Source organism: Pectobacterium nicotianae (genome assembly GCF_023272715.1).
Taxonomy (GTDB): Bacteria; Pseudomonadota; Gammaproteobacteria; order Enterobacterales; family Enterobacteriaceae; genus Pectobacterium; species Pectobacterium brasiliense.
Map to the genome: position 1 here is coordinate 3,126,707 of NZ_CP096821.1, position 19,012 is coordinate 3,145,718.

21 protein-coding genes and 2 tRNA genes are annotated in these 19,012 nt (G+C 50.6%); 6 read left to right on the forward strand and 17 right to left on the reverse strand.

Annotation, left to right across the window (positions count from 1 at the left end):
- Window positions 1-2: 2 nt before the first annotated feature.
- Window positions 3-482 (reverse strand): hypothetical protein, encoded by a 480-nt coding sequence (locus MYB54_RS14025; protein ID WP_100017132.1) that lies wholly within the window; start codon window positions 480-482, stop codon window positions 3-5.
- 242 nt (window positions 483-724) lie between these two features.
- On the opposite strand from MYB54_RS14025, the gene MYB54_RS14030 reads away from it, so the two are divergent.
- The gene (locus MYB54_RS14030) at window positions 725-1,111 is read left to right on the forward strand and encodes a lysozyme inhibitor LprI family protein (protein ID WP_014914890.1); all 387 of its coding nucleotides are present in this window, start codon (window positions 725-727) and stop codon (window positions 1,109-1,111) included.
- A gap of 60 nt (window positions 1,112-1,171) precedes the next feature.
- Here MYB54_RS14030 and MYB54_RS14035 read toward each other — a convergent pair.
- Window positions 1,172-1,258, reverse strand: a tRNA-OTHER gene (locus MYB54_RS14035).
- A gap of 92 nt (window positions 1,259-1,350) precedes the next feature.
- Here MYB54_RS14035 and mtfA point away from each other — a divergent pair.
- Window positions 1,351-2,148 (forward strand): DgsA anti-repressor MtfA, encoded by a 798-nt coding sequence (gene mtfA / locus MYB54_RS14040; RefSeq protein ID WP_248720922.1) that lies wholly within the window; start codon window positions 1,351-1,353, stop codon window positions 2,146-2,148.
- 110 nt (window positions 2,149-2,258) lie between these two features.
- Window positions 2,259-2,334: transfer RNA gene (locus MYB54_RS14045), tRNA-Asn, on the forward strand.
- A gap of 512 nt (window positions 2,335-2,846) precedes the next feature.
- On the opposite strand, the gene MYB54_RS14050 is transcribed toward MYB54_RS14045, so the two are convergent.
- From MYB54_RS14050 to MYB54_RS14100, 11 genes are all read right to left on the reverse strand, one after another.
- Window positions 2,847-3,806: a YbgA family protein gene (locus MYB54_RS14050; protein ID WP_248720923.1), complete on the reverse strand. Its 960-nt coding sequence runs from the start codon at window positions 3,804-3,806 to the stop codon at window positions 2,847-2,849.
- A gap of 13 nt (window positions 3,807-3,819) precedes the next feature.
- On the reverse strand, window positions 3,820-4,347 hold the full coding sequence (locus tag MYB54_RS14055) for a DUF3833 domain-containing protein (protein WP_248720924.1): 528 nt from the start codon (window positions 4,345-4,347) through the stop codon (window positions 3,820-3,822).
- On the reverse strand, window positions 4,344-4,871 hold the full coding sequence (locus tag MYB54_RS14060; RefSeq protein ID WP_248720925.1) for a hypothetical protein: 528 nt from the start codon (window positions 4,869-4,871) through the stop codon (window positions 4,344-4,346). The genes MYB54_RS14055 and MYB54_RS14060 overlap by 4 nt, the downstream gene beginning before the upstream one ends.
- Window positions 4,868-5,353, reverse strand: coding sequence for a DUF2878 domain-containing protein (locus MYB54_RS14065; RefSeq protein WP_248720926.1), 486 nt, complete (start codon window positions 5,351-5,353; stop codon window positions 4,868-4,870). The genes MYB54_RS14060 and MYB54_RS14065 overlap by 4 nt, the downstream gene beginning before the upstream one ends.
- A complete protein-coding gene (locus tag MYB54_RS14070) occupies window positions 5,350-6,570 on the reverse strand; it encodes an SAM-dependent methyltransferase (RefSeq protein ID WP_248720927.1) in 1,221 nt (406 codons plus the stop codon). Before MYB54_RS14070 ends, MYB54_RS14065 begins: the two co-directional genes overlap by 4 nt.
- Window positions 6,567-7,289: a DUF1365 domain-containing protein gene (locus MYB54_RS14075; RefSeq protein WP_248720928.1), complete on the reverse strand. Its 723-nt coding sequence runs from the start codon at window positions 7,287-7,289 to the stop codon at window positions 6,567-6,569. Before MYB54_RS14075 ends, MYB54_RS14070 begins: the two co-directional genes overlap by 4 nt.
- Before the next feature lies 1 nt (window position 7,290).
- Window positions 7,291-8,553, reverse strand: coding sequence for an NAD(P)/FAD-dependent oxidoreductase (locus MYB54_RS14080; RefSeq protein ID WP_248720929.1), 1,263 nt, complete (start codon window positions 8,551-8,553; stop codon window positions 7,291-7,293).
- The gene (locus tag MYB54_RS14085) at window positions 8,550-9,269 is read right to left on the reverse strand and encodes an SDR family NAD(P)-dependent oxidoreductase (protein ID WP_248720930.1); all 720 of its coding nucleotides are present in this window, start codon (window positions 9,267-9,269) and stop codon (window positions 8,550-8,552) included. Before MYB54_RS14085 ends, MYB54_RS14080 begins: the two co-directional genes overlap by 4 nt.
- Window positions 9,266-9,700: a nuclear transport factor 2 family protein gene (locus MYB54_RS14090; protein WP_039498759.1), complete on the reverse strand. Its 435-nt coding sequence runs from the start codon at window positions 9,698-9,700 to the stop codon at window positions 9,266-9,268. Before MYB54_RS14090 ends, MYB54_RS14085 begins: the two co-directional genes overlap by 4 nt.
- Before the next feature lie 229 nt (window positions 9,701-9,929).
- The gene (locus MYB54_RS14095) at window positions 9,930-10,658 is read right to left on the reverse strand and encodes a MerR family transcriptional regulator (protein WP_014914870.1); all 729 of its coding nucleotides are present in this window, start codon (window positions 10,656-10,658) and stop codon (window positions 9,930-9,932) included.
- Window positions 10,659-10,761: 103 nt separating this feature from the next.
- A complete protein-coding gene (locus MYB54_RS14100; protein WP_248720931.1) occupies window positions 10,762-11,652 on the reverse strand; it encodes an oxidoreductase in 891 nt (296 codons plus the stop codon).
- 289 nt (window positions 11,653-11,941) lie between these two features.
- Between MYB54_RS14100 and MYB54_RS14105 the strand changes: the two genes are divergently transcribed.
- The gene (locus MYB54_RS14105; RefSeq protein WP_039498757.1) at window positions 11,942-12,277 is read left to right on the forward strand and encodes a gamma-glutamylcyclotransferase family protein; all 336 of its coding nucleotides are present in this window, start codon (window positions 11,942-11,944) and stop codon (window positions 12,275-12,277) included.
- A 126-nt stretch (window positions 12,278-12,403) separates the two neighbouring features.
- On the opposite strand, the gene MYB54_RS14110 is transcribed toward MYB54_RS14105, so the two are convergent.
- Window positions 12,404-12,649 carry a YmjA family protein gene (locus MYB54_RS14110; protein WP_039558190.1) on the reverse strand — a complete coding sequence of 82 codons (246 nt, stop codon included), beginning with the start codon at window positions 12,647-12,649 and terminating at the stop codon, window positions 12,404-12,406.
- Between the two features lie 452 nt (window positions 12,650-13,101).
- On the opposite strand from MYB54_RS14110, the gene MYB54_RS14115 reads away from it, so the two are divergent.
- Window positions 13,102-14,079: a DUF1852 domain-containing protein gene (locus MYB54_RS14115; protein ID WP_039498755.1), complete on the forward strand. Its 978-nt coding sequence runs from the start codon at window positions 13,102-13,104 to the stop codon at window positions 14,077-14,079.
- Between the two features lie 30 nt (window positions 14,080-14,109).
- A complete protein-coding gene (locus tag MYB54_RS14120) occupies window positions 14,110-15,141 on the forward strand; it encodes a methionine synthase (protein WP_039273954.1) in 1,032 nt (343 codons plus the stop codon).
- Window positions 15,142-15,254: 113 nt separating this feature from the next.
- On the opposite strand, the gene MYB54_RS14125 is transcribed toward MYB54_RS14120, so the two are convergent.
- The 3 genes from MYB54_RS14125 to MYB54_RS14135 form a co-directional block, all read right to left on the reverse strand.
- Entirely contained in the window at window positions 15,255-15,794 is a 540-nt protein-coding gene (locus tag MYB54_RS14125; protein ID WP_039311873.1) for a DUF2058 domain-containing protein, read from the reverse strand.
- Window positions 15,795-15,973: 179 nt separating this feature from the next.
- A complete protein-coding gene (locus MYB54_RS14130; RefSeq protein ID WP_039554616.1) occupies window positions 15,974-16,456 on the reverse strand; it encodes a cold-shock protein in 483 nt (160 codons plus the stop codon).
- 307 nt (window positions 16,457-16,763) lie between these two features.
- Window positions 16,764-18,785 carry a tetratricopeptide repeat protein gene (locus MYB54_RS14135; protein WP_248720932.1) on the reverse strand — a complete coding sequence of 674 codons (2,022 nt, stop codon included), beginning with the start codon at window positions 18,783-18,785 and terminating at the stop codon, window positions 16,764-16,766.
- Window positions 18,786-19,012 lie beyond the last annotated feature (227 nt).

Consider the following 19,012-nt stretch of genomic DNA (forward strand, 5'->3'; position numbering starts at 1 on the left):
TATTACGCGAACATATTAACCTTTACGGCTTTATCCTGAAAACGAAGCAACGCATCAGCAGCGCGTTGCAGGCCTTCTGCGCTCGCCCTTTCATTACGCGATAGTGCTCCATCAATTCCTTCCTGAATTTTGGAGAACACGTTCATAGGCTGGCGCGATGAAACGGGTGCGGTGCCATCGTAAACGACTTTAGACAACGCGGTAGGGGCCATGAAACCCAACAATGATGACGATTCGTCGAGATCCATCTGTCCACTTTGGATCAGGCTATTTACGGCTTCGGTTAACGCTTGTGGCGTCATATTCGTGAAATCGTATTTCTTAACCTGAGTAGCGGAGGTAGAAGCGTTATTTGCACTCATCTCCTGCGTTTTCCCAGCTAAAACAGCAGCAAATGAGGCTTGATTACCAGCCTGAGCCGTTGAGTTAGCGATCGAAGCGCGATGCGCAAAAAGGCCATTCTCTCCAGTCTCAATTTTCATATTCTTCCCTCTCAGTCGTTATGAATATGCAATGCATCCAAGCAAACGATATGTCAGCGCTTTCAGTATAGGATTCTCGATGAAAATGTCCCTATTTGATTGGAGGAATAGCGCCGTAAACTTCAACTTGCTCAAATGTTCAGCAACATAAAAGCGCCCTCTTCGCTCAGCTTATGTGTACCTGAACGCATGGCAGGTATAATAAATACTCATACCTAGTGCCGACTTACAGAGGATCAATAATGAAAAAGCGAGCCATTGCTCTTTTTGCGCTACTGCCCATCACTCAAGCCGCCGCCACAGATTGTGGCAACGCCAACACGCAGCTGGAGATGAGCCAGTGTGCGGCTAATGAATATAAAAAAGTGGATGGCGAGCTTAATCGGCTGTATCAGGACGTCGTCAAACGCCTGGTGATTGAAGAACACAAGGCGTTGCTCAAGTCAGCACAGAGAAAATGGATCGCGTACCGCGACGCTGACTGTGAGTTTCAGACCTTCCCGACAACCGGGGGATCGGTGCATGGCATGGTGTATTCCCAGTGCCTGACGCAGAAAACCGCCGAGCGCGTGGAAGAATTCAAAAGCATGCTACGTTGTGAAGAAGGGGATTTAAGCTGTCCGCTTTAAGCCACTACCAAGTGTGGAAAGCGTCACAGACTCAATGCGGGGTAAGTGTTTGAATAGCGGTAGAGAGACGGGGGATTTGAACCCCCGGTAGCGTTGCCCTACTCCCGTTTTCGGGACAGGTTCGGTCAGTCGCTCCAGCATCTCTCCGTTAGCAGTTGCCATGATGCCTACTTTTACGGCATGTTAACAGCACCCGCCCTCGCCTTTAAATTCAAGTGACGACTGAACGAGCAATAACAATGATTAAATGGCCGTGGAAAAACACTCAACCTCAGGTGCAGACGCTTGAACACTGGCACGCTGCGATTTCCATCCCGCTTCTCGCACCGTTGAGCGATGAAGAGCGCCAGCAGTTGGTCGCCCTTGCCGATCAGTTTCTGAAGCAAAAGCGCCTGATTCCGTTGCAGGAGTTGGTGTTGACGGACATCATGCAGCAGCGCATTGCCCTGCTGTTTTCTCTGCCGGTGCTGTCGCTGGGAATGGATGCGCTGAATGGCTTCCATGAAGTTCTGATTTACCCCGGCCCGTTTATTGTTGAGGAAGAGTGGCAGGATGACATCGGGCTCGTGCATAAGGGGAAAATGGTGCAATCCGGCCAAAGCTGGGATCAGGGGCCGATAGTCCTCAACTGGCAGGAAGTGCAGGATTCCTTCGACCTCTCTGGTTTCAACCTCATCATTCATGAAGTCGCGCACAAGCTGGACATCCGCAGCAGCGGCGAAGCGACGGGCGTCCCCCTTATCCCTCTGCGCGAGATTGCTGCGTGGGAACAGCATCTGCACGGTGCGATGGATGCCATGCAGGAAGAAATCGATATGGTGGGCGAAGATGCCGCCAGCATGGATCCCTACGCCGTCCACGATCCGGCAGAGTGCTTTGCGGTGCTGTCGGAATACTTCTTCAGCGCTCCCGAACTTCTCGAAACACGTTTCCCCGAGCTGTACCGCTGCTTCCAAAAGTTCTATCAGCAGGATCCGCTCACCCGTCTAAAAAACTGGCAAAGCAGCACCCATTACCGTGCGCCATCTATTTACTAACCCATAAAAAAACAGCGAATTGTACACAGCCTAAACAGTCAGACGATAAAGCTGATTTTGCCGTTGACAGTACCGCGGGTGGCGGATATCATGCGCCCCGTTCACACGATTCCTCTGTAGTTCAGTCGGTAGAACGGCGGACTGTTAATCCGTATGTCACTGGTTCGAGTCCAGTCAGAGGAGCCAAATTTAGAAAATCCCGCTTAAGGAAACTTAAGCGGGATTTTTGTTTTTATCATCTTATTCAATACCTTCACGTGCAAAAATCTTTCCGGTGCACATTCTGTTTTCCCTCTGCATCGGGAGAATCTGGTGGTCAGATTGGGGGTCACGCTGGTTCGATGACGGAGTGACCCCCAAATGTCTCTTAACGACTCAAAAATCCGCAACGTGAAACCGTCCGTAAACCCGTCAAAGGAACGGTCCGGAAATGCCCGAGACTGGCAAAACAGCACACTAGCAAATCCTTTTCGCATTCGTACCAACGCTAGCTCTTTTGCGAGCCCATCCTGTCAGATATTCCTTTGTGAAATCACTTAACCTTTTATGCGATAGGATGTCAGCACCTATCTGACAATGAAACGGCGATGTTTACCCAACCAGAGAAGCATACCTGTTTCTGGGTTAATGATTGCCAGTTCATCAATCTCTCTGTGTAACCTTTGACCCATTTATCATGCCCTTTCCCTCTTTCTCCCTCAGTGAACCGGGAGGCGAAGACCCAAACTCTGCGGATAAGGGTCAAAGTAATTTTGAGTTAGCAGATAGCGGTCAGGGTATTCGGCCAGATAGTGCTTCAGCAGCGTAAGTGGGGCGAGGATGGGCAACAGTCCATCGCGATAGTGCAGGATCACCTCGCGCAGTTCACCACGCTGGCGGAGGGTCAACTGATTACGGAAATAACCCTGAATATGCATTAGCACGTTGGTGTGATTTTTCCGCGAAGCGGGTTTCTTCAGGATTGTCATCATTTTTTCGCGATAGGCCACAAAGAAATCATCCAGGTTTTCCCATTCATGCAGCGACGCGACAAACGGCCCGATCTCACGGTAGCCCGCCTGGTGGTGTGCCAGCAGTTGAAGTTTATAGCGGCTGTGGAAGTCCAGCAGCGCGCGGCGCGTGAGGCCGTTGGCACGCAGAGTGTTCAGCTCATGCAGGGCGAAAACACGCTCGACAAAGTTCTCCCGCAGCACCGGATCGTGCAGGCGACCATCTTCTTCAACCGGTAACCACGGGTATTTCTCCAGTAATGAAGCGGTAAAAAGACCAACCCCCTCTTTACGCCCGCGATTACCCTTTTCGTCATACAGCCGCACGCGCTCCATGCCGCAGCTCGGCGATTTGGCACAAACGATAAAGCCCGACAGTTGCTCAAAACGTGAGAGGTAAGTCTCGGCGAAGTCGGCCATTTTCTCCGTTACATCATCGTGTGGAGCATGGCTGAAGCGCATGCGGATGTCGCCTTCGGCCGTCTGTACCAGACGCAGAGCCGGACGGGGCACGGGCAGGCCGATGGACATCTCCGGGCAGACGGGTTTGAAAGTCACCCACTGCGCCAGCTCATCCATGACAAAGTTCATGCGTTTATGCCCGCCGTCAAACCGTACGGCCGAGCCTGTTAAACATCCGCTGATCCCAATGACGGGTTGAATGGTCATGACACTCCCCTCTTTACTGCGTATTTCGGGTGAAGAAAAGCGTGACCGTCCCGACGGTGATCCCGAATTTCTTCATCTCTGTTTTATTAAAAAGATGCGTGCCATCCTGTAGGTACATCCAGTCGTCAAAGTGTAACAGCCAGGTACGGCCGTCAGCTTTAACGTTCATACTGTAACGCCAGTTAAAAGCATTGCCCGCAGCCTGACCTGTCGCGACACCTTCAATATCGCCCGCGGTACCCTCGTAGCGATCGGCAGCGATGCGCCGGATATGCCACACGCGCTGCTGTTGCTCACCGTCGTCATAGACGAAATGCTCGTTAAGCGTCAGCGTGTCGCCGATGACGTTACCGGTTATGTCGACGTGGAAGCGACGCAGCTGTTTACCGCTGCGATCTTGCACTATGCCCCACGCTTCGGTTTTCCCCTGAAAATACTGGAAGATATCTAGCGACGGCTGTTGGTGTCGGTAGTCAGTAACCTCTGTGCTGCAGCCTGTCAGCATTACCAGCATCAGGCACAGTGTCAGAATACGTTTCATTTTTTACCTCCGATCAACTGCTGACGCAGTTCGGGATATTGCGTGCGAGGATCGAGCCAGATGGCCAGAAAACATGTACTGAAGGTTGCAGGCTGGCTCGGACCGAGCGGGGCAAAACTTTTTTGTGACGCCGAGGCGCGGTACCAGAATTGCCCTTGCTTGCCGTTAAACACAAAGGCCAGTTGCGCCCCCGGTGTGACGTCGGGCCAGAGGGAATGCAGCATGCGCAACCAGGATTCACTCTGCGGTTCACGCGCCAGAACGCCCTGCGCCTGCCACTGATCCCGAGTGGCCTCGACCAGCTCGTCGCGGTCGATATTGCGTTTGTAGGTAATAATCAACGCCTGATCCTGCTCCGGACCGTTATACCGGCCGTCCGGCGTGAGCAGTTGGGAGGTATAGACGGTGAACGGCCCCCAGGTTAGGGTTGCATCACCCACTTTGCGCCAGCTTAACCAGTCGGCGGAATGGGCGACGGGCGTGATGGCCGTCAGCCACAGCAACATCAATAACCCGGTTCTCATTGTCGCTTCCCCATCAACATGTGGAAAAACAGCATCAGAATCAGCCAGCCCGACGCCATCCAACTGGCGACGATAATGTCAGGCTTCAGGAAGGTCATCGCGCCCAGACGTTCGCCGATGATGTACGCCACTGGCCCGCCAAAAGTCGCCATCAGCGTCAGTAGCCACACCGGCAGCGTGGTCGTGCGAGTCAGTTCAGTCCAGACGGTAGCGAACATCAACCACAGCGCGACCATCCACAGCGGCAGCAGCACGTCACCATCAAAATCAATCAGCCCCGTCCACACCCAGAGCGCATCAAGACCGCTCCCCGCCGCGGCGAGCAGGAGGGCGTAAAGACGGTGTGCAGGCGATAGCATCAGGCAGGCCAGTATCGCGAGCGCAAGCCACAAAAACAGGCCTCGTTCACGAAACAACACCACCAACGTCCAGTAAAGATCGAACGCTATTGCCATCAGAAAGACCTGCACATAGCGCTTCATACGCGCTCCGCAGTCAGTTGCACCGCACTGATAGTACGTGCATTAAATCCGGCTTCGCAGTAGCCAAAGTAGTAGAGCCACATACGACGAAACCGGTCATCAAAACCGAGCTTTTCAATATCCTGCCAGGCGTGTACAAACCGCTGCCGCCACTGTGCCAGCGTGCGAGCGTAGTCAGGCCCCATGTCGAACAGATTGCGGACGACAAAATCGGTGTGTCGCGTCATCAGTTCACTCATCACCGTAATGCTTGGTAAAAAACCGCCGGGGAAGATGTAGCGCTGGATAAAATCGACGCTTTTGCTGTAGTCGTAGTAGCGCTGATCCTGAATGGTGATGGCCTGAATCACCATTTTTCCTCCCGGGCGCAAACGTGCCTGACAGGTGCGGAAGAAGTCTGGCAGGTAGCGTTGCCCTACCGCTTCTATCATCTCGACCGACACCAGCTTATCGAACTCGCCGGTCAGATCGCGGTAGTCACACAGCAGGACCTGCACCCGATCCTGTAACCCCGCGCGGGCAATCCGCGCTTTCGCCCAGTCGTACTGCTCCTGCGACAGCGTGGTAGTGGTGACGCGGCAGCCGTAATGACGAGCGGCGAACTCCGCCATCGCCCCCCAGCCGGTGCCGATTTCCAGCAGGTGATCGCTGGCCGTCAGCGTCAGTTGTTCACACAGGCGGGTCATCTTTGCCCGCTGGGCCAGAGTAAGATCCTGCTCGTCGGCGGTGAAAAGCGCACTGGAGTAGAGCAGTTCCTCATCGAGAAAATGTGCGTAGAACTCATTGCCCAGGTCGTAATGGGCAGCGATGTTTTCCCGCGCCTGCTGCCGATGGTTGCGCCGCGTCCAGTGGCGAAGCCGCTCAACGGGCCTGCCGAGCAGACGAAAGCCGCTTTCCATCTGCTCTAGCACCTTGCTGTTGAGCGCAAGAATCTGCAACAGCGGGGTGAGCTGATTCGTCTCCCACTCGCCGTCTATCCAGGCTTCAGCAGCGCCGAGGCTACCGCCTGTCAGCAAACGCCAGTACACGCTTGGAGCAAGGATCTGCACGTCGGCGCGCAGTGTGGCGGCAGTATCGCCAAAATGGAAAGTCTGCGCCCCTTCACGTACCGTGATCGCACCCTCGCGGATACCACTTAGCAAACGAAAGAGCAGCCAGCGCGCGATACGAACATTGCGCGGGATGTCGGGTTCAAGCGCAAAGACGGGATCGGTCATGAGCGTTCACTCCTGCTGACGGGATGGTTGTACAGCGGCACACGCTTAAGCCATAGCCGCAGCGCCTGCCAATAAATAGCGAACACCGTTTTCAGCGTCATCAACGGTATACGCAGCAGAAGTGACGTCAGATTTGCGCGCGTCAGTGGTTCGCGGCGCAGCACCAACGTAGCATCGAATATTTTGGATTCCTGATGATTTTCGATATGCATATGCAGCGTTTTACCGGGGCTGTTGAAACGCCAGTGGTAAACCATGTCCATCGGGTTAAAGGGGGAGACGTGGAACGCCTTTTCCAGCGGGCGGGCCACCTGACCATCGACCGCGTAGTAATGGCGTTCGTTCCACGGGGTATTGCGCACCTCCGCTAGTATCCAGCGCAGGATGCCCATATGGTCATAGCAGTAGTAAAAATTGACCGGATTAAAGTGGAACCCGAAATAGCGCAACTGGGTCAGAAGCATAACCCGGCCATCAGGCCGCTCGCCGATCAGGCTTTCAAGCCGGTCAAGGACGTTATCTTTGAGCGGCGTGCCGAGCGGATAGTCCGCATCGTGGAAAGCGGCAGCGGCAAATCGGTTACGGCGGATGCCTGCCGATGGCAGCACGTCGAGTTCATCCAGATCGAGCCAGGCCATAAACATACTGTAGCGAAAATGGTGCACTTTCGGCTGGAGCCGCCGATGGCGTAAAACCCCCTGATACAGGCAACTGTTCATTTCAGTTCCCCCCTCCTGCGGCGGCGATCCCCTTCACCACATCGAGTGCGCTACGTACGCCATCTTCATGAAAACCGTTGTACCAGTAAGCCCCGCAATACCAACTCCGCTGACAGCCGTTAATCTCACCGCGCCGTGCCTGTGCGCGCCAGCTTTTGGGGTTAAATAGCGGGTGCTCATAGACAAAGCGCTTCCAGACATAGCGCTCGTCAATCGGTGCTTCCGGGTTCAGGGTAACGCAGAACAGGGGGCTGCCCTCTGGCAACCCTTGTAAGATATTCATGTTATAGGTGACACAGGCGCTATCCTGTTCATGTTCGCTCAGGCGATAGTTCCAGCTGGCCCAGGCGCGCTGGCGCACCGGCAGCCAGCGCGGGTCGCTGTGTAACACCACCTCGTTACGCTGCCAGCCGATATCCCCCAGCACCTCACGCTCGGCAGGAGTCGGCTCGTCAAGCATCGCCAATGCCTGCGCGGAGTGACAGGCGAAAATCACCTGATCGAACGTATAGCTCGATCCCTCAAGCTGGATCTGAACGCCTCCGTCGTGGCGCATCACCTTCTGCACCGGCGCGTTAAGATGGAGGGTCAGGCGATCGCCCAGCTGTGCCAGCATAGCGCGAATGTACTCCCGCGAACCGCCGGGCACCACGTACCACTGCGGACGATGAGCGATATCCAGCAGACCGTGGTGCTCAAAGAAACGCAAAAACAGCGGTAGCGGGAAGCGGCGCATCTCCTGAAGCGACGACGACCAGATAGCGGCCCCCATCGGCAAAATGTAATGACGGGCGAAAAAACCGCTGAAACGGTGCTGATCGAGGAAAGTCTGTAGCGTAGCGCTCTCGTCCACCTCCCCCGCCAACGCTTCTTTTGCCAATCGATTAAAACGTACGATCGATTTCAGCAGGCCCCAGAATGTCGGATTGACAAGATTACGGCGCTGGGCAAACAGCGAAGCGACAGTATGGCCGTTATACTCCAGACCGTTCTCTGGGTTATGCACGGAGAAGCTCATTTGCGTTTTTTGCCCACGGATGCCCAACTCGCTGAGCAGGCCCATAAAACGCGGATAGGTGCGGTCGTTATAGACGATAAACCCGGTATCGATGGCATACGTCCCCTGCGGAGTGGTGACATCAACCGTAGCGGTATGCCCACCTAACGTGGGTTCGGCCTCGAACAGCGTAATCTGATGGTGTCCGGCCAGTCGCCAGGCACAAGTCAACCCGGCGATACCGCTGCCGATAATAGCAATGTTCATGAACGCACCATCCTGCGCAGCAACGCGCGCTGAAGAAAATTCGGCAGCCCTGCCAGCAGGCGCAAAATCAGGCTGAAGCCTGTCGGGAACGCGATGTGATCTTTCCCTTTAGCCAGACCACGACGGATAGCCTCCACGGCGCTGTCCACGCTCACCTGACCGGGCATGGAAAAATCATTTTTGCGGGTCAGTGGCGTGTCAACAAAGCCCGGCGAGACGACCGTGACGGCAATCCCTTTTGGCTCCCAATCCAGACGCAGGCTATTGGCAAACCAGGTCAGCGCCGCTTTCGATGCACCATAAGCCTCTGCCCGTGGGAAGTGCAGCCAGTGCGCCATGGAGCTGACCAGCACCACGCGGTTTCCCGAAACCAGCTGTCCCTGTAGCGCGGCCAGACAGTTTACCGGCCCCAGAACATTGGTGGTCATCACCCGCTCCACCAGCGCGGCATCCACAACGCCATGATCCAGATATTCACAGGTTCCCGCACAGAGAATGACCAAATCGGCAGCGCAGTTGGACAGCGCCTGACGGCAGGCCGCAGGATCGGTCATATCGAACGACCTAACCGTGATGTTTGGGCTGTATTGGTGTAACGCCTCCAGCCGGTCTGGATCTCGCCCGCAGGCGATGACGCGGTAGCCGTCATCGGCCCAGGATTTTGTGAGCCCCTCGCCTATACCAGAGCTTGCACCCGTGATGAGGACCGTTTTCATGAACGCACCCTCCTTTTCACACCGCGCACCGCCCAGCCCAGTAACGGAAGGTGTTCGTAGATCATCTCTCCGGCATCGTAATAATCGCGCTGACGAATAATCAGATCGTCCTGAATATCCACGATTGAGCATCCCTGTAGGGTAAGCGCCTCTCCCCCGGCAACTCGCGGGTGGGCCCAGTGCATGATCCAGGTTACGGCAAAACGATGGCCGCTGCTGAGGGAAGGGTCAATGGAAAAGCGGCACTGCTCAACGTTAGCCAGCAGATGGGTGAAGTAACGCTGGATCGCAACCAGCCCCTCATGTTCACCAAACGGGTCGATAAGCGAAGCATCCGGATGATAAATCGCGGCCAGCGCCGATGGCTGCTGGGTATCCAGCTCGGTGTAGTAATCCACAAATCGGTTGATGACGGATGACAATGTGTTCATGAGTCTCACCTGGGCTTGGAACAACGTGGCGTAATCGCATAATTAAAATCTACACAATTATTTTTATTTGTCCAAGTTTTGCTGAGGTTATTTTTTATTTCATAATAATATCAATACATTGACCATATCTATTTTACAGGTGAAATTTTCTCTTATTAGAAGACGTCACCCGTCCGCCACCTTTTCAGGTGGCAGCGAAGTGAAGGATTGGGAGATGAAAAAAGCGGAATTACAGAGGAATGACGTCTAAGGAAGCGACGTGCTGTTGCCAAAGGTCAATCTGTTTTTTGCGAGCCGCGGTGAGTTTACCGGTGGTGACCAGCAGCCATTTTCGCTCCGGGAAAATCTCCGGCGCCAGAGTGGCTGGCGGTACGGGAAGGACGTCAATGCGAAGTCCCTGACCGGTGCGCATGAGCGCTTCGAGCCAAATTTCGCACGGATCGCTCAGATGCCAGCCGGTAATCAGATAGTTATCACCTGGCGCTCTTTTATCCCCTTCAAGGCAAAACGACGTGTAGGAGATGATGATGCCGTCGAGGATTTCGCGCAGGGTCATCATCGCCGGAATATTGGCCGAGACTTTGCTGCGCAGCGGGCGCAATACTTCACGGACCAGTTCCGTACGCGGATACTCGCGGCCCGCGTCGTAAATCAGCTGGCGCAGGGATTCGATTTTTCCCTCTTTCAACCGCTGCAACATGCTTTCCTGCAGGGCAAGCCAATTATTTGTTCGACGCGTGCCTGGGCGAGCCAGCAGCGGTTTCACCTGGCTGACCGGGACCCCTTTTTTCACCCAGTCGAGAATTTTTAACGCCTGCTGGACATCATCATCGCTGTACAACCGGTGGCCACCGTCTGTGCGCATCGGTTTGAGTAGGCCGTAACGACGCTGCCAGGCGCGGAGCGTCGTCGCATTTATCCCACAAAGCCGGGAAAATTCACCGATGGAGTAAGACATGTACTCAGCCTGATAGTAAACAATGCTCTCAATATACTACGAATAACGTCAGGTTGAATGACGTCGTTGTCTTACAAACACGCCGACAGTTCACGTCACGGCGTCAACCCGGCCCTTCGCTCCCTGCCGCCAGCAGCGGGACCAGCACATCGCTAATAGGCGTAGGAATACCCCGTGCACGACCATAACGCTGTACCACACCGTTGCGGATATCCCATTCCAGCGGGCGGTTAGCCTGCCGGTCTGCAAGAATTGACGTGCCTAAATCCGCAGGCGCACGCTGAAAATTATCCACGATTTCCTGCGCAACCCCATCGTCCAGCACAGCTCCCTCGGCACGCGCGACAGCAAGACACTCGCGCAAATAGGCCAGAGCCAGTTCAGTAACATCCCCGCGTGAGAACATACCGGCACGGCGATTAGCAAGCACCATCAGGCCTGCGACCGCATTTTGCAGCAGCTTGCGCCATGCGACAGATAAAAAATCCGCAGACAGCTCAACCGCGCAGCGTGTCCCACTGAGCGCCTCAGCGACGCATTTTGCTTGCGGCACATCCGGCAGCGTCAGACGCGGTTTGGCGCGCAGCCAGACTGAAGCATCCGACTCGCGCTGAGCCGGAAACCAGACCACTGACGGCAACACCGTTGCGCCGTTGACATAGGATTCCAACTGAGTTTTCTGCTCGACGCCGTTTTGCAGAGCGCAGACCACCGTATTTTCATCGCATAACGCATTCAGCCACTCGGCACTGTCGACGTTTTGGGTGGTTTTCACCGCGATAAACACCAGATCGAATGGATGGCTGATAGCCACCGGATTGCTCAATACCGGGCCTGGTACCACAATTTCACCCTCATCGTGACGCAGAACTAATTGCAGATGCGCAGTGCGTCCGCAAAGGACTGGCGTACGGTTAACGTCATGCAGTACAGCGGCAATGGTAGTACCGATTGCCCCCGGCCCAAGAAGAGCAATCGTGGGATGATCTGACATCTTGTGTTCTCCTGATTTGATTAACCATCATCAGTGTGCCGACGGCAATCACCGGGCACACCCGCATTTTCTCCGCGTTATCGATCACGGTAAATAACATCATTCACTTTTAGAGATCTTCCAACATCCTGACCACATACCTCTGAAAAGATCGCTATGCGGAAAACACAATTCGCTCCGCACCCGCTCATCAGCGGTGAGGAACCTGTTGCGAACCGCGTTATTAAACCCTAACGTGAGCATTATTCTTCACCCGCTGGGTATTCATTGCTTTGATTGACGAGGGAAAATGGAACGTTTGTTTGTCTACGGGACGCTGCGCCCAGGCCACGAAAATGCCTATATTCTGGAAAACATCGGTGGAGACTGGCTGCCGGGTGATGTGGCTGGCACATTTTATGAGAGTGGCTGGGGCGCTGCTGAGGGATTCCCAGGGCTCGTATTGGACGATCACGGGGCACGCGTCAGCGGTTATCTATTTTTATCTGATAATCTTGAAGCGCACTGGCCAATGCTGGATGAGTTTGAAGAGGGCTACGATCGCGTTGAAGTGGTGGTTACTACAGCGGAAAACCAACAGGTTACGGCATGGGTTTATCAGTTACAGCCACAGACAGGCCAGTAGCGTTATAAATCAACTACGCCCACGCCCTGCCCCAGCCAAATTGAAAAATCCCGCTTACGGCAACCTAAGCGGGACGCGAACATCACAACCTCAATGTTGCTTGTTTCCAAACGCCTTTAACAAGCGTTATTCATTGCCCCATTGATTCAGGAACGTCGCGATCTCATCAATACGAAACGCGTCGATACCGGCTTCACTGGCCATCTCTTTCTGCGCCTCTTCACTGATCTCTTCGTTATTCATTAAGCGGGTGATCAGCAGTTGGAAATAGTGCGCCAGAGCGTCACGTTCTGACTCGTTCACCGGCTTTTCAGATTCCGTCGCATACTCATCCGTGATGTCATAAAATTTAAGCGGTATTTCATTGTTCATCAGTCGTCCCCAAGGGTTAAGGCCTATGCCGTTGATGCTTGCATCATCTGGCCTGAATAATACCATTCTTATGTCGTTTTTCTGTCATCCGTGTGGGACAAGGAACTAAACGAGGAGAGTTTAGCCTCTTAGGAGCGAAAGGCAGGGTGAGCTTTTTCGTTTTAGCCTTACCATTAGGTTATGCAGCTGATCACAATTAAGCCATTGAATTATAAACTTAAATATAGCTTTACAGGGACTACCGCAACAGCGCCGATTCGCACCGTACACCAGGTCATGAAGATGGCTCATGTCTATTGAAATTAAATCACTTTTACTCACTCGATGAGTCTGGCATAAATTGTGCACTACTATAGACAATATGAAACCTGCAAAATTATAAGACCTGAAAACCTTGGAAAAACAAGCAATAAATTCAGGTTTTATATCAAGAATTAGGATGCAAGATCGCGATGAATAAGAATTTCACCTTTACGATTAAGAACACGTGTTTCGATGAAAATTATAACCCCTCCGAAAACACGCGTATCACGACCAACTTTGCGAACCTGGCGAGAGGAAAAAACCGCCAAGAGAACTTGCGCAACGCCTTAACGATGATTGACAATCGTTTCAATTCCCTGGCGAGTTGGGATAACCCCAAAGGGGATCGCTATTCTGTCGAACTTGATATCATTTCCGTTGAGGTTGATATAGAAGGCAATGGCGGCAGCTTCCCCGTCATTGAAATACTGAAAACCAATATTGTTGATAAAAAAACTAACGAGCGCATTGAAGGCATTGTAGGAAATAACTTCTCCTCCTACGTGCGAGATTATGACTTTAGCGTCTTGCTGTCAGATCATAATAAGAATCACCCCGGATTTAGCACCCCCGATAGCTTTGGCGTCCTGCATGGCAATCTATTTAAATGCTTCGTAAATTCAGATTGTTACAAAGATAGTTTTAGTAAAGCGCCAGTTATCTGCCTGAGCGTTTCGAGTAAAAACACCTATCATCGGACTGGCAATCAGCACCCTGTGTTAGGCGTCGAATACCAGCAAGATGAATATTCATTGACCGATCAATACTTCCATAAAATGGGATTGCAGGCTCGCTATTTTATGCCGCCAAATAGCGTCGCGCCTTTAGCTTTCTATTTTTCTGGTGACTTACTGAGTGATTACACGAATCTTGAGCTGATCAGCACCATCGCCACGATGGAGACTTTTCAAAAGATTTACCGGCCTGAGATTTACAATGCCAATTCTCCGGCAGGCCAATGCTATCAGCCAAGCCTGAATCATCAGGATCATTCATTCACTCAAATTGTTTACGATAGAGAAGAACGTAGCCTGTTGGCTATCGAGCAGGGAAAGTTTACTGAGAAAAACTTCATCAAACCATACCAAGCTATTCTTGAGCAATGGTCTGCTAATTACGTTCTTTGATTAACCAAACACACAAGGTCACCGATTATTATGAAAATATTGTTACCCACTTCCACTGCTGGCAGCTTACCGAAACCTTCTTGGCTGGCGCAGCCTGAGACACTTTGGTCCCCTTGGAAATTGCAAGGCGAGGAACTGATTGAGGGCAAACAAGATGCGCTGCGTTTGAGTCTGGCGGATCAGCAACAGGCAGGCATTGATATTGTTAGCGATGGCGAGCAAACGCGCCAACATTTTGTCACGACGTTTATTGAGCACCTCAGCGGTGTTGATTTCGAGAAACGTGAGATCGTTAAAATTCGTAATCGCTATGACGCGAGCGTACCGACAGTCATTGGCGCTGTGGTGCGCCAGAAGCCCGTTTTTGTTGAAGACGCCAAATTTTTACGTCAGCAAACCACGCAACCCATTAAATGGGCACTGCCTGGCCCAATGACGATGATCGATACGCTCTATGATAGCCACTATAAAAGTCGCGAAAAACTCGCCTGGGAATTCGCCAAAATTCTTAATCAAGAAGCCAAAGAGCTAGAGGCTGCGGGTGTCGACATTATTCAATTTGATGAACCCGCCTTTAATGTGTTTTTTGATGAGGTGAATGATTGGGGAATTGCCGCTTTAGAACGAGCCGTTGAAGGGCTTAAATGTGAAACTGCGGTACATATTTGCTATGGCTATGGCATCAAAGCCAATACCGACTGGAAAAAGACGCTGGGGTCCGAGTGGCGTCAATACGAAGAAATTTTCCCTAAACTGCAAAAATCGGCTATCGATATCATTTCACTGGAATGTCAGAACTCTCGTGTTCCAATGGATCTGATTGAACTCATTCGCGGTAAAAAAGTGATGGTAGGTGCCATTGACGTGGCAACCAATACCATTGAAACGCCAGAGGAAGTCGCCGCTACGTTACGAAAAGCCCTTCAGTTTGTGGATGCTGACAAGCTCTATCCGTCTACCAACTGTGGCATGACGCCTTTATCTCGTCGCGTCGCAAGAGGCAAGCTCAATGCGTTAAGTGCCGGTGCGGCAATCGTCCGAAAAGAACTCTTGGCTAAATAACGTCGCCAGGCAGATCGCTTGAAGCGGGTTCAGTCCGAGTTGAGCGATACATAAGCCTTAATGAAAAGCCCGCAAGGGCTTTTCATCTTATATACGTATCGGTAAAACGTTAATTACCACATCAAATCATCAGGCACTTTAAAATCAGCGTACGGATCGTCTTCGTCTTGCTCTTCCTGACTCAGCGCACTATTTAATACAATACTGCTCGCATCTCGCTGCGCAATTTTATCGGCTACGATCGCGGGAATAATTGCGTATTCACTCTCGCCGCTGCTATCAATCACCAAACGAGCAATGGCGAGGCGACCGCTAATCAGCTGAGCCTGAGTCAGCTTATCCACAGTTATTTTTTTAATTAAATTATTATCTGTGAAGTTAAAACCAATATCGCCTTTTGCAATATTGATCCTGTTCATTTCAATAAGCTGCTTCACCTGAGCTTTATACTCTTTAGATAAAGCAGCTTGTTTTTGTTGTTCGCTTAGCTGTTTATCACGCTCAAGCTGTGCTTTTTTATTTTCTTCCACAGCCTCTCTTGCTTCACGAGCCTGAACGCGTGATTTTTTCGCCGTTCTTTGGACTTTGGCCATTTTTTTGCTGGTCACTAATCCCGCTTTTAGCATCTGCTCTTGTAAGGTGAGCTTTGTCATCTTCGTTCCTAAACTCGCTGAATAATTTACAGGATTATACCTGTAATTTTTGAAGCAGTGCCAGATTGCAGGACGAGATCGCGGTGTGGAGTGCGTTTGGAGGGGGCTAGCAGAAGCAATGCCGAAATTCTGCTTATGAGTGGCGCAGAGATTTCGGCACAGGATCAGTCCGAATGATGTCAGACCTTGAGCAGTTTCGCCGTGGCATCGATGTCTATCTCATCTTCCGAGAAGATTAACGTCGTTCCCTGGAAGGTGGTGATCGCCAGTTTTTTCAGCGAGCGCATTTCACCCGGCTGAGCGGTTGATTTCGGTCTGATACTATTCATCAGTATCCCCACAGACAGCACCACATTTTCTTTATCAATGCTGGTGTCGGCGGGCACTTCTTCGCTGTAAACCAGATAAGACTTAATCGACGTGAGCTTAAGGCGCTCACCCGCAATATAGATGTATTTACTTTCCGGCACCACTTTCACAGCATAAGCTGACAACCCCTTGTTATTCGTGGTGGGTTCGAAAGTGACCTCCGCATCTTTCTTAATCAGATCAGGGTTGGCGACTTTAATCACATGAAAATAACGGTTATCGCCGTTTTCATCTTTGATAAATCCAAAACCTTTATCTTTAAACCAGGTTGTGATCGTTCCGTTCATCGCCATTCTCGCTTACTTAATCGTTTATCTGCTCAGTTTTTGCAGCGCGCAGTGTAAAACACAATGCCTGCGCAGACTACGTCTTTGGGTTAAGTCTGGACGATAAATTTCTGCTCAGCAAAGGGGGGGCGGCTGACCTGCCCTCAAGATTAACGATAGCACTCAGGCTAAATGACGGCGTTCAGACAGTATTGACAGAAAGGGATGTGCGTTTAGCTTAAATATTATCCATTTACGGGAAAAGCCCCCCTTGCATAATGGGAAAATTTAGAAAATCCCGTTTCAGTTTCCTTATAACGGGATTTTTTATGCACTATTCTGAGCGTCTACCGCGTATACCATTTAATAATCTTGATACTTGATTTGCTAAAGGTGATTTGAGTTCCACGAAAATCAACAAAGCTTTTTGGTATACATCTTCAGCGCGTTCAAATTCGCCTCTGATCTTATACAGATTTCCGAGATTTCTATACTGGATTGCCATACCTTCTTTACGGCCTAGCGCCTCATTAATAACTAAAGATTTCTGGTACATCTCTTCAGCACGCTCAAACTCGCTTCTGGTCTTATAAAGATTTCCGAGATTGCCATACTGTTTTGCCATACCTTCTTTACGGCCTAGCACCTCATTAATAACTAAAGATTTCTGGTACATCTCTTCAGCACGCTCAAGCTCGCTTCTGGTCTTATAAAGATTTCCGAGATTGCCATACTGTTTTGCCATACCTTCTTTACGGCCTAGCACCTCATTAATAACTAAAGATTTCTGGTACATCTCTTCAGCACGCTCAAGCTCACCTCTGATCTTATACAGATTTCCGAGATTACCATACTGTTTTGCCATGCCTTCTTTACGGCCTAGCGCCTCATTGATAACCAAAGATTTCTGGTACATCTCTTCAGCACGCTCAAGCTCGTTTCTGGTCTTATACAGGACTCCGAGGTTACCATAGTCACTTGCCATGCCCTCTTTGCGGCCTAGCGCCTCATTGATAGTCAAAGACTTCTGGTACATCTCTTCAGCACGCTCAAGTGCACCTCTGGCCTGATACAGGTTTCCAAGATTACCATACTGGTTTGCCATACCCTCTTTGCGGTCTAGCGCTTCATTGATAGCCAAGGATTTCTGGAGCATCTCTTCAGCATGCTCAAAGGCACCTTTACTCTTGTACAATATTCCAAGATTACCATACTGATTTGCCATACCCTCTTTGCGGTCTAGCGCCTCATTGATAGCCAAAGACTTCTGGTACATCTCTTCAGCGCTCCCAAGCTCACCCCTGATCTGATACAGGTTTCCAAGATTACCATAGTTAATTGCCATACCCTCTTTACGGCCTAGTATTTCATAGATAGCTAAAGATTTTTGGTACATCTCTTTAGCCCGATCAAGCTCGCCTTTGGTCTGATACAGATTCCCAAGATTGCTATAAGCAATTGCCACCTCATGCGATTTTTCATTTGCTCCACACATATCTAGCCACTTTTTCAAAACCAAAAATGCCGAGTCTAAATCGCCAGTACGTTTATAAAATTCATAACCAAGGGACAAAACGCGGAGATTCATCGTTTCGACAACAAGCTCCGCAAACTTTTGACGTGCATATTCAATTTTTCCATCGCGAGATAAATTAGCCGCATCCTCAGCGATTTGAAGTTGCATAGCATCAACCTTTAGAATAGCTTCTCTCTCGGCATCACGAGCTTGCTCTGCTTCTTTGATTTTATCGATAACAAGGCTCTTTGCCTTTTTCACTTCTTCTAATGCAGACAACGGAAGAACAATCATGTCGCTTTTTTTATCGGAGCTTGGCAACTCGCATTTTGCAAAGGCGCGAAGATGTCTATCCACTTCACTGACAAATGATTTTTCATCTTCAAAATAGTGATAAAGTACTTGTCTTGTTTCTTCTAATTGCTTTCTAAAATCCATTACTTTTTTGAGTTGGGAACCAGGATCCGCCTCTGACTCAGCATCTACACGCTTAAAAAAGACAAATATTTCAGGCTTTCCTTCTTTTTTCCACCGTTCAAGAGCACGATGAAATTCCTCTTCGGTATAAGAAGAGTAGGGTTCTGCATCAGGAGCCGGTTGCCCCCAGCGTCTGTTTATTACCAAGATAAAAACATCACATTTGTCAACTTCTTCATTAATGACAGATTGATTTCTTCGACCTGTAGATGCCAAAGTATCTTCCCAGCCCAACGCCTTGAACTCAATATTGGCACCATCACCGAAACCGACATTTAATTGATCAATTACATCTCTAAAATGGTTTCTTTCATTATAAAGATCTCCAGGCGAAGCAATAAAAACAGATATTTGTCTTTTCATATCGTTACCATCAATACCTATGCTAGATTTAATTTTTTTAGATATAACGTTTATTTGATTATGGCACCGCTAGCGCTTAAAAAGGAGCCTATTTCGCTTTTATAGGATTAACATGGAAAACATTACAAACTCTAAATAGATTGCATGACATTAGGTTTTTAAATTCAAAAAATTGCCTAACTTCGCCAAAATACAGTATCACGATCATATCTCCATAGTTTTATTTA